Source organism: Streptomyces sp. NPDC055078 (assembly GCF_053607985.1).
This window is the reverse complement of sequence record NZ_JBSGUP010000462.1, coordinates 1-6,604: the sequence shown is the minus strand read 5'-3', so window position 1 is coordinate 6,604 and position 6,604 is coordinate 1. Positions and strand designations below refer to the sequence as shown.

Here is a 6,604-nt window from a genome sequence, read left to right as displayed (position 1 = left end):
GGACGGCGCTCCGGTCCGGGATGGTCGCCGGAGCCCGGAGCCCGGAGCCCGGAGCCCGGAGCCCGGAGCCCGGAGCCCGGAGCCCGGAGCCGGAAGCCGGAAGCCGGAAGCCGGAAGCCGGAACGCCGTGATGCCCCTGCGGGTGCGGGCGGGCATGGGCCGCGGGACCGTGTGGCGGGCGTTGTCAGACCCCTGCCTCACAATGGGAGTCCCCAGCACAAGAGGCAGGTGACGGCAGATGGCCGTATGGGACGACCTCGTCGGTCAGGAGCGGGTTCGGGAGCAGTTGGCCGCCGCCGCCCGGGATGCCGACGCCCTGGTCACCGCCGTCGAGCAGGGCACATCGCCGCCCGATGCGTCGAAGATGACACACGCCTGGCTGTTCACGGGCCCGCCCGGCGGGGGCCGGCTCACCGCGGCCCGCTCCTTCGCCGCCGCGCTCCAGTGCGTCAGCCCCGACCGCGCCCTCGGCGGCGTCCCGGGCTGCGGCTTCTGCGACGGCTGCCACACCGCCCTCATCGGTACGCACGCGGACGTCAGCTGGATCGCCGCCGTGGGAGGCCAGATCCGCGTCGGCGACATGCGGGACACGGTCCGCAAGTCGTTCACCTCGCCCGCGAACGGCCGCTGGCAGGTGATCCTCGTGGAGGAAGCCGAGCGGTTGAACGAAAGATCGGCGAACGCTGTCCTGAAGGCCGTCGAGGAGCCGTCCCCGCGCACGGTCTGGCTGCTCTGCGCCTCCTCCCTCGAAGATGTGCTGCCCACGATCCGCTCCCGCTGCCGCCATCTGACGCTGCGTACGCCACCCGTCGCGGCCGTCGCCGACCTTCTCGTACGCCGTGACGGCATTGAGCCGGAGGTCGCCGGGGCCGTCGCCCGGGCCACCCAGGGAAACATCGACCGCGCCCGCCGCCTCGCCACGGACGTACGGGCCCGTGAGCGCCGGGCCACCGTGCTCAAGCTGCCCCTGCGGGTCGATGACATCGGCGGCTGTCTCAAGGCCGCGCAGGAGCTGATCGACGCCGCGTCCCAGGACGCCCAGCAGATGGCCGAGGAGATCGACGGCAAGGAGACGGAGGAGCTGAAGGCCGCCCTCGGCGCCGCCCAGGGCGGGCGGATGCCCCGGGGCACGGCCGGGGTGATGAAGGAGTTGGAGGACGACCAGAAGCGCCGCAGGACGCGTACGCAGAGGGACAGCCTGGATCTGGCGCTCAGTGATCTGACCGGGTTCTACCGCGATGTGCTCGCCCTCCAGCTCGGCACCGAGACCGCGATCGCCAACGCGGATGTACGGGACGCCCTCGACCGCGTCTCCCGCGCGTCCACGCCCGAGCGCACCCTGCGCCGGATAGAAGCGGTCCTCGCCTGCCGGGAAGCGCTGGAGACGAATGTGGCACCGTTGCTGGCCGTCGAGGCGATGACGATGGCGCTGCGGGCGGGGTGACAGCGGGCGCGGTCCCGGACCTCCCGGACCTCCCGGAGCGGCACCCCATGCCGGGACGGGCGCCCTCCGGACCTCCCGGAGCGGCACCCCATGCCGGGACGGGCGCCCTCCGGACCTCCGCGGCCGGACCCCCGCGCTCCCCGGCCGGTCACCTCCCGGGCCTCCCCGGCCAGGCGTCCCGGACCACGGCGGGTCGGGCACCCATGCCGGGACGGGCACCGGACGGGCACCCCACCCCGGGACGGAGACGGGCAGCACCCCGGGGGCATTCGCCCGGGTTCACCCGTGCGAGTGCGGATAGGCGTCATTCCGCCCGGTCGCCTACGCTCCGGGAATGGACCCAAGGCGCATGTTCCGCAGTTCCGTCCTCGCGGTGGCGGCAGCGTGCCTGCTGGTCTCCGGCTGTACCGGAGGAAGCTCGTCGACCGGTGCCGCGCCCGCGTCCCCCTCGGGCGGTTCCGGCGTGGGCGGCGGATCGGCGCCCGCGCCCGAACTGGAGCCGTACTACGGGCAGAAGTTGTCCTGGCGGGAGTGCGGGGTCCCCGAGTTCCAGTGCGCGACGATGAAGGCGCCGCTGGACTACGACAAGCCCGAGGGGGAGTCCATCGAACTGGCGGTCGCCCGGACGAAGGCCACCGGCCCGGGGAAGCGGCTCGGTTCGCTGCTGGTCAACCCCGGCGGCCCCGGGGGTTCGGCGGTCGGCTATCTCCAGTCGTACGCGGGCCTCGGCTACCCCGCCCCGGTCCGCGCCCGGTACGACATGGTCGCCGTCGACCCCCGGGGCGTCGCCCGCAGCGAGCCCGTCGAATGCCTCACCGGCAAGGAGATGGACGCGTACACCCAGGTCGACCAGACCCCCGACGACCCCGCCGAGACCACCCGGCTGACGGCCGCGTTCAAGAGCTTCGCGGAGGGCTGCGAGAAGCGTTCCGGCGCGGTTCTGCCGTATGTCTCCACCGTCGACGCGGCCCGTGACATGGATGTGCTGCGCGCGGTGCTCGGCGACGCGAAACTGACGTACACGGGCGCTTCGTACGGCACCTTCCTCGGTGCGACGTACGCCGAGCTGTTCCCCGCCCGCACCGGCCGGCTCGTCCTCGACGGGGCGCTGGACCCCTCCCCGCCCGCCCTCGCGGTGAACCGCGACCAGACCGCCGGGTTCGAAACCGCGTTCCAGTCGTTCGCCGCCGACTGTGTCGACCAGAGCGACTGCCCGCTCGGCACGACCTCCCCGGCGGACGCCTCCAACCGGCTCAAGGCGTTCTTCGCCGAACTCGACGCCCGGCCGGTCCCGACCGGTGAGAGCCGTCCGCTGGGCGAGTCCCTGGCGACGACCGGGGTGCTCAGCGCGATGTACGACGAGGGCGCATGGCCGCAGCTGCGCGAGGCCCTGACCAGCGCCATGAACGGCGACGGGGCCCCGCTCCTCGCCCTGGCCGACAGCTACTACGAGCGCGAGGGCGACGGCTCGTACAGCAATCTGATGTACGCCAACGCGGCGGTGAACTGCCTGGACCTGCCGCCCGCCTTCACCGGCCCGAAGGCGGTGGAGTCCGCCCTCCCCGACTTCGAGAAGGCATCGCCGGTGTTCGGCCGCAACTTCGCCTGGGCCGCGCTGAACTGCGCGTACTGGCCGACGCCCGCCACCGGCAAGCCGCACCCCATCGAGGCGAAGGGAGCGCCGCCGATCCTGGTGGTGGGCACCACCCGGGACCCGGCGACCCCGTACAAGTGGGCGCGGGGGCTGGCCGGCCAACTCGCGTCGGGGACACTGCTGACCTACGAAGGCGATGGTCACACGGCGTACGGGCGGGGCAGCGACTGCGTCGACACCGCGATCAACGCCTACCTTCTGGAAGGCAAGGTTCCGCCGAAGGACACCCGCTGCCGCTGACCGTCAGTGTCCGGCGGTGGCCCGGAAGTCGCGCGGTACCAGCCACACCACCAGCAGCGTCACGGTGCCGACGATCCCCACCGAGACATACGCCGTCGTCGTCAGCGCACCGTCGAACGCGGCCCGCGCCGCGTCCAGCACCCCGCCGCCTTCGGTCCGCGCCAGTTCGTACGCCCCGCCGATCGACTCGCGCGCCTGTGCCGGCCGCCCGGCCATCCGGCCCGCGTACGCCGCGCCATGAATCGCCCCGAGGAAGGCGACCCCGAGCCCGACCCCCAGCTCATAACTGGTCTCGGAGACGGCCCCGGCCTGCCCGGCGCGTTCGGCGGGGACAGCGGATACCAGCACCGCCGCTGCCGTGGTGATCGCCAGTCCGTCGCCGAGCCCGAGCAGGACGAGGACGACGGCGACATAGCCGTATGCCGTGGGCTCCGGCGACAGCGCGAGCACCAGAAACCCGATCACGATCCCGCCAAGACCCAGCGCCATCAGGGCCCTGACACCGATCCGGTGCATCAGCGACGGTGCGAGCAGTGCTCCCACGAGCGTCGCGATCGCCGCCGGCAGGGTGCGCAGGCCCGCCTCGGAGGGGGAGTATCCATGGACGTACTGGAGCCACAGCGACATCAGGAACAGCGCGGCCCCGATCGCCAGCATCGCCATCAGCGTCGCCAGCGCGGCGGCGGTGAACGCGCGGTTCCGGAACAGCCGCACATCGAGCAGCGGATCGCGCAGCGTCAGCTGTCTGCGCGCGAACAGCACCAGCACGAGCACCCCGCCCGCCAGCACCACGACATCCACGGCGGTGGGGCTGCCCTTGGCGACATGCTTGATCCCCCAGGCCAGTGCCACGATGCCGACGACCGACATACCCGCGCCGGCGAGGTCGAGCCGGTCGTGCCCGGCGTCCTTGAACTCCGGCAGCAGCCACGCCCCGGCAACCACGGTCACCACCACGATCGGCACATTCACCCAGAACGCGGCGGCCCACCCGTACTCCTCCACCAGCACCCCGCCCACCAGCGGCCCCACCGCCGCCCCCGCTCCGGCCACGGCGGCCCAGATCCCGATGGCGAGCGCCCGCTCATGGGCGTCCGTGAAGATGTTCCGGATGAGCGACAGCGTCGACGGCATCACCATCGCCCCACCGATCCCCAGCAGCACCCGCCCGGCGATCAGCTGCCAGGTGCTCTCCGCGGTCGCCGCGACGACCGATGCCACCCCGAAGATCACGAAACCGCTGATGAAGAGCAGCTTCCGCCCGTAGCGATCGCCGATCGCACCGGTGGTGACCAGAAGACCGCCGAGGACCAGTCCATAGATATCGATGATCCACAGCTGTTCGAGCGCGTCCGGCCGCAGATCGTCGATGAGTGACGGCAGCGCGACATTGAGAATCGTCGCATCCATGGCCACCAGCAGCAGACTCGCACACAACACCGCGAGCATCCCCCAGCGCCCGGTACCCGGCCCGCCCTCCGTGGCGTGGCCTGTGGGATTCACGGCTCTGGCCACGGGACATCTCATCCCTTCAGGTATTAAACATGCTCATCATCCCCGATTGATCATTTATCGCCCATAATGTCGCCCCCCGCCATCCGTTGCGCAAGTCGAGCCCCCGCTGGTCGGCGGCCCCGGGGTGGTGCGGGGCACCCGGAACAACCCTGTAGACTTGGCGCCGCTGCTGATGGGAACGTGTTCTTTCCGGAACAGGTGTAGTCGCAGCTCGCCGCCTTAGCTCAGTTGGCCAGAGCAACGCACTCGTAATGCGTAGGTCTCGGGTTCGAATCCCGAAGGCGGCTCCACTGATGCCCAGCTCAGACAGTCTCTGAGCTGGGCTTTTCCGTTCAGCGGATGCGTCGGCGACGTCGTGCGCGTGCCGCGCGGCGGTCGCCGGTCTCAGTTCTGGTCTCAGTTGGGGGTTCGGGGGCGGGCATGAAGGTGTCTCCCATGCGTTGCATGGCGTCCTTGGTGAGGGTGGAGCGTCCCTTGACGTACCGCCGGGTCTGGCTGATCTGGGTGTGGCGCAGGATCTCCATGATGGTGGGCATGTCCACCCCCAGTTCGTTCAGGATGGTTCCGGCGGTGTGCCGACTCCCGTCGTAGAGGCGGCGGTCGCTGATCCCCGCCTCTTCAAGGAGTTCCTTGAACTCCTCCCAGTCGGCCCGTGGGTCGAGCGGCCGGCCGTCCGGCCGCGCGAACACCGCGTCGTGGTCCTCCCACAGGTCGCCCGCGGCGGTCCGGTCGTCGTCCTGCCGCGCCTTGTGCTCTTGGAGGTAGGGGATGAAGGGCGGGGGGATGGGTACGGGGTTGCGGCTCTTCTTGGTCTTGGGGCGGGTGAAGACGAGTCCGCCCTCTTTGCGGTCCGGGCACGTGCTGGCGTGCCGGGTGCAGCCTGTCGGACAGGGCTTGGGGCAGCCTCGCTTGTACGCCTTGTGCGTGGCGCAGTCCGCCGGGCAGGGGGTGAAGCGGTGCAGACGCGCGCCGCAGGCGTGCGGGTCGGTGCAGCCGTGCCGCCAGGTGAGCCGCTGGAGCTGCCATTGGGGGTGGAACAACTCGTTCTCCAGGTCGACGTACTTCCAGCGCAGTCCCAGGGTTTCCCCCTGCCGGAAGCCCATGCCAACACCGACGATCCAGCGCATGAAGGTGGGCCGGTCGGTGGCGGCTTTGAGGAACGCCTTGGCCTGGTCGGTGGTGAAGGGGTTCGCTTCGGTCTCGTCAACGGATGGCGGGTCTACGAGGGTGGCGACGTTCTCCACGATGATGCGGCGGCGGTGCGCGATCTTCAGGGCTCTGGAGAGGATGCGGTGCACTTTCAGCACGTGGGAGGGCGCGTGTCCCTCGTTGAGCATGACGCGGTACATGCGTTCCAGATGCTCGGGCTGGAGCTTGTCAAGCCGGTGCTGGCCGACGCCGGGGATGATGTCGTTGCGGGTCTTGGACCAGTAGTCATCCAGGGACCGGGGCTTGAGCTTGAGGCTCGCGATGTCGGTGAGGTAGGTCTCCATCCACGTCGCGACGGTGGGGACGCGCCCGGCTTTGGGAGCGCGCTTCTCGTCCCGGAGCTTCTCCAGTGCTTTGACCTTGCGGCGCACTTCGGGCTCAGTCCTGGCACGGCGGTGACGCCGGTCGGGGCTGCCGTCGTTCTTGACGCCCATGGTGACGCGGCCGTGCCACCAGCCGTCAGTGCCGAGGTAGACCGACGATTCGTTGTTCGGGTTGCGGGTGCCCATGTGTTCCTCCATGCGAGAAGCGGCCCCGGACCG

At 70.7% G+C, this 6,604-nt stretch carries 4 protein-coding genes and 1 tRNA gene; 3 read left to right on the top strand and 2 right to left on the bottom strand.

Annotation, left to right across the window (positions count from 1 at the left end; translation table 11 throughout):
* Positions 1-238 precede the first annotated feature (238 nt).
* Together ACWF94_RS29320 and ACWF94_RS29315 are read left to right on the top strand one after the other, a co-directional pair.
* Positions 239-1,444: a DNA polymerase III subunit delta' gene (locus tag ACWF94_RS29320; RefSeq protein ID WP_453494993.1), complete on the top strand. Its 1,206-nt coding sequence runs from the start codon at positions 239-241 to the stop codon at positions 1,442-1,444.
* A 334-nt stretch (positions 1,445-1,778) separates the two neighbouring features.
* Positions 1,779-3,338: an alpha/beta hydrolase gene (locus tag ACWF94_RS29315; protein ID WP_453494990.1), complete on the top strand. Its 1,560-nt coding sequence runs from the start codon at positions 1,779-1,781 to the stop codon at positions 3,336-3,338.
* Positions 3,339-3,341: 3 nt separating this feature from the next.
* Here ACWF94_RS29315 and ACWF94_RS29310 read toward each other — a convergent pair whose 3' ends face one another.
* Positions 3,342-4,853: an MFS transporter gene (locus ACWF94_RS29310; protein WP_453494987.1), complete on the bottom strand. Its 1,512-nt coding sequence runs from the start codon at positions 4,851-4,853 to the stop codon at positions 3,342-3,344.
* A gap of 213 nt (positions 4,854-5,066) precedes the next feature.
* Here ACWF94_RS29310 and ACWF94_RS29305 point away from each other — a divergent pair.
* Positions 5,067-5,143 (top strand) — tRNA-Thr (locus tag ACWF94_RS29305).
* A 42-nt stretch (positions 5,144-5,185) separates the two neighbouring features.
* On the opposite strand, the gene ACWF94_RS29300 is transcribed toward ACWF94_RS29305, so the two are convergent.
* Positions 5,186-6,571 (bottom strand): tyrosine-type recombinase/integrase, encoded by a 1,386-nt coding sequence (locus ACWF94_RS29300; protein ID WP_453494984.1) that lies wholly within the window; start codon positions 6,569-6,571, stop codon positions 5,186-5,188.
* Positions 6,572-6,604 lie beyond the last annotated feature (33 nt).